The following is a 3193-nucleotide window of genomic DNA, read 5'->3' as shown; positions in this document are numbered from 1 at the left end:
GCGACCACCCGGGGGCCAACACTTCGATTTCTGCTTGCGCGTCCTGCTGTTTGAGGGACATGAAGAGCGCCTGAGCCATAACCATGTCGCCCACCCAGGACGGGCCAACCACCAGGCATTTCATCGATCCAGCCAGGCCAGGTACGCCGCTACACCACCGGCAACGTCAGTGAACGAATCGGTATAGCCCGCATCCCGCAACGCGCTGACATCCGCCTGGGTGAAGCTCTGATAGCGGCCTTTCAGTTCATCCGGGAAAGGGATGAACTCCACCTTGCCCTTACCATGGTATTGGATAACCGCCTCGGCCACCTCCAGAAACGACTGGGCATGGCCGGTGCCCAGATTGAAAATGCCGGACTGATCCGGATTATCAAAGAACCAAAGGTTCACCCTGCAAACGTCGTCTACGTATACAAAATCACGCTGTTGCCCACCGTCGGAGTAACCATCCCAACCTTCGAACAGCTTGGGATTCTGGCCAGCTTTGATCTGCTCGTGCAGGTGATAGGCCACGGAAGCCATCTTGCCCTTGTGCTGCTCCCTGGGGCCGTAAACGTTGAAGTAACGGAAGCCGACGACCTGGCTACGGGCAGACGGCAGAATCTTGCGCACATACTGGTCGAACTGCCACTTGGAATAGCCATACACGTTCAGTGGCCGTTCGCACTCGCGCGCTTCCCGGAACTCATCGCTGGCGCCGTAGACCGCCGCACTGGAGGCGTAGAGAAAAGGCACTTTGTGATCCAGACACCAATGCAGCAATACCTTGGAGTAGGTGTAGTTGTTCTCCATCATGAACTTGCCGTCCCACTCGGTGGTGTCTGAACACGCCCCTTCGTGGAAGATAGCCCGGATACCCACCGGCAAGTCGTTCGCCTTAACGCGCTCCAGAAACTCGCTTTTGTCCATGTAATCGGTGATATCGAGTTCCACCAGATTACGGAAATAGGTGCCGTCGGTCAGATCGTCGACAACGAGAATGTCCGTCTCGCCACGCTGGTTAAGTGCGTGGATAATGTTCGCGCCGATGAAACCGGCACCGCCAGTGACGACAATCATGGTAAGGCTCCTGAAAATTCCGTGCGGGCGGGCCTGACAACGGCCCGGAATATAGCATCCATCTTAACCTCTTTTACCCATCGCTAAAACCGCTACAACCGTTCACATCATCGGCAAAAAACACAGTGAACGCTGCACTAACAGGCGGTTAGTACGAAAAAAAGCATATGGGACGCCTCAGGCCACCATGGTACACTTTGAGCTTTAAGCCGGTGCCGAGAAACACCGGCGCGACCAGATGACAGCTCACACCGGAGGCTCCCATGTCCCAGCCAAGCAGTTACCTCGCCACTCTGGAACGGCACCGCAAAACCTTTGCCAATCTGGAACAGCATCAGGATGAGGCGGAACAACTGCTCGAGCTTACCCGGAACTGCCTTAAAAGCGGCGGAAAGGTCATCTTTCTGGGTAATGGCGGCAGCGCAGCAGACTCCCAGCACCTGGCGGCCGAGTTTATGGTTCGCTACAAGAAAGAGCGCGGCCCCCTGGCCTCCATCGCCCTCACCACAGACACTTCCATTCTGACAGCGCACCCGAACGACTACGAATTCGAGACCGTATTCGAGCGACAAGTACTGGGCCTGGGTAAGCCCGAAGATCTGGTGATCGGACTGACCACCTCGGGCCAGAGCGAGAATATCAACCGGGCCCTGAAAGCCGCCAACGACCTGGGCGCCGCAACCGTTGCCCTAACGGGGAGAGACGGCGGCAAAGTCAAAGACATCGCCAAGCTGTCCATCATTATCAACAGTGACGAAACCGCCCGCATACAGGAGGCCCACATGTTCATCGGCCACTGGCTGTGTGAAGCGATGGATGAGGTGGTGCTGTCCGGAGGCCTTGACTGATGCTTGATCTGGCCCGACTGGACCAGCTTCAGAAAGCCTCTGTGCTGGTGATTGGCGATGTCATGCTTGACCGCTACTTTATTGGCGACACCAACCGCATTTCACCGGAAGCACCAGTCCCTGTGGTTCGGGTTGCCCACACTGAAGACAGGGCCGGAGGTGCCGCCAACGTCGCCAGAAACATCGCCCATCTTGACGGCCAGGCCGCCATTCTCGGCATTATCGGCAACGACACAGATGGCCGCTTGCTGAAAGGCCTTCTGGTCAAGGAAAAGGTCCATTCCGAACTTCTGGAACTGGACGACGCACGCACCATTTCCAAAACGCGAATTATCTCCCGCCATCAACAGATGGTCCGGCTCGACATGGAAGATACATTCCCCGTCGCCCAAGCCGAAAGCGTCAAGAAGCGTTACAGCGAACTGGTTGAGCAATACAACACTGTCATCATCAGCGACTACGCCAAAGGCACCCTCGCCTGCGTTAACGACCTGATTCAGACTGCGCGAAGTGCTGGCAAGCAGGTACTGGTGGACCCGAAAAGCAAAGATTTTTCCCTGTACCGAGGCGCCACAGTCATTACCCCGAACCTGAGCGAGTTCAAGGCGGCCGGTGGGGATGCCTCATCTGATGAAGCGATGCTGAATTCTGCCCGCGCCATGCTGGCCGAAGCGGGCATCGATACCATGCTGCTGACCCGCAGCGAACAGGGCATGAGCCTGATCACTCAAACCGAGCACCACCATTTCCCGGCGGAAGTTCTGGAAGTGAGCGATGTCACCGGTGCCGGTGACACCGTGATTGCCACCTTGGGTACCTTGCTGAGCGCCGGGTTCGATCTTAAAGACGCTGCCTGGCTGTCCAATCTGGCTGCCGGCATTGTGGTGGCCAAACTGGGTGCCGCCACCGTTTCCCCTGAAGAGCTGGCTGCCCGCGCAAGCCACCAGTGGTCTGCCAAAACCAGTGGCTACCATCCCAGCGTCGAACAAAGCCTGCTGCACATCGACTACGCCCGCCAACAGGGCGAGCGAATTGTTTTTACCAACGGCTGTTTCGACATCCTGCACGCCGGCCACGTGCGCTACCTGGCACAGGCACGTGCACTGGGTGATCGACTGGTTGTCGGATTGAACTCCGATGCCTCCGTGCGTCGCCTGAAGGGCGAAGAGCGCCCGGTGAACTCGCTCGACGACCGGATGGAAGTGCTATCCGCCCTCGCCTGTGTGGACTGGGTCATCCCCTTCGGTGATAACTCTGAGGAAAACGACACCCCCGAACAATTG

At 57.5% G+C, this 3193-nt stretch carries 3 protein-coding genes and 1 pseudogene; 2 read left to right on the top strand and 2 right to left on the bottom strand.

Going from position 1 to position 3193, the window contains the following annotated elements; all coding sequences use genetic code 11:
* A pseudogene (locus tag ACESMW_RS18825) lies at positions 1–124 on the bottom strand (lipopolysaccharide heptosyltransferase II); the annotation flags it as partial.
* Positions 121–1062: an ADP-glyceromanno-heptose 6-epimerase gene (gene rfaD, locus ACESMW_RS18820; protein WP_372988494.1), complete on the bottom strand. Its 942-nt coding sequence runs from the start codon at positions 1060–1062 to the stop codon at positions 121–123. The gene rfaD and the pseudogene ACESMW_RS18825, both read right to left, overlap by 4 nt.
* A 263-nt stretch (positions 1063–1325) precedes the next feature.
* Here rfaD and ACESMW_RS18815 point away from each other — a divergent pair, with 263 nt between their 5' ends.
* Both ACESMW_RS18815 and hldE read left to right on the top strand, forming a co-directional pair.
* Positions 1326–1910: an SIS domain-containing protein gene (locus ACESMW_RS18815; protein ID WP_372988493.1), complete on the top strand. Its 585-nt coding sequence runs from the start codon at positions 1326–1328 to the stop codon at positions 1908–1910.
* A partial coding sequence (gene hldE / locus ACESMW_RS18810; protein ID WP_372988492.1) for a bifunctional D-glycero-beta-D-manno-heptose-7-phosphate kinase/D-glycero-beta-D-manno-heptose 1-phosphate adenylyltransferase HldE occupies positions 1910–3193 on the top strand: 1284 nt, incomplete at its 3' end. The genes ACESMW_RS18815 and hldE, both read left to right, overlap by 1 nt.

This window comes from Marinobacter sp. (genome assembly GCF_041690455.1).
Taxonomy (GTDB): Bacteria; Pseudomonadota; Gammaproteobacteria; order Pseudomonadales; family Oleiphilaceae; genus Marinobacter.
Note: the sequence above shows the minus strand (reverse complement) of the source record. Positions and strands in the feature narration are given on the sequence as shown.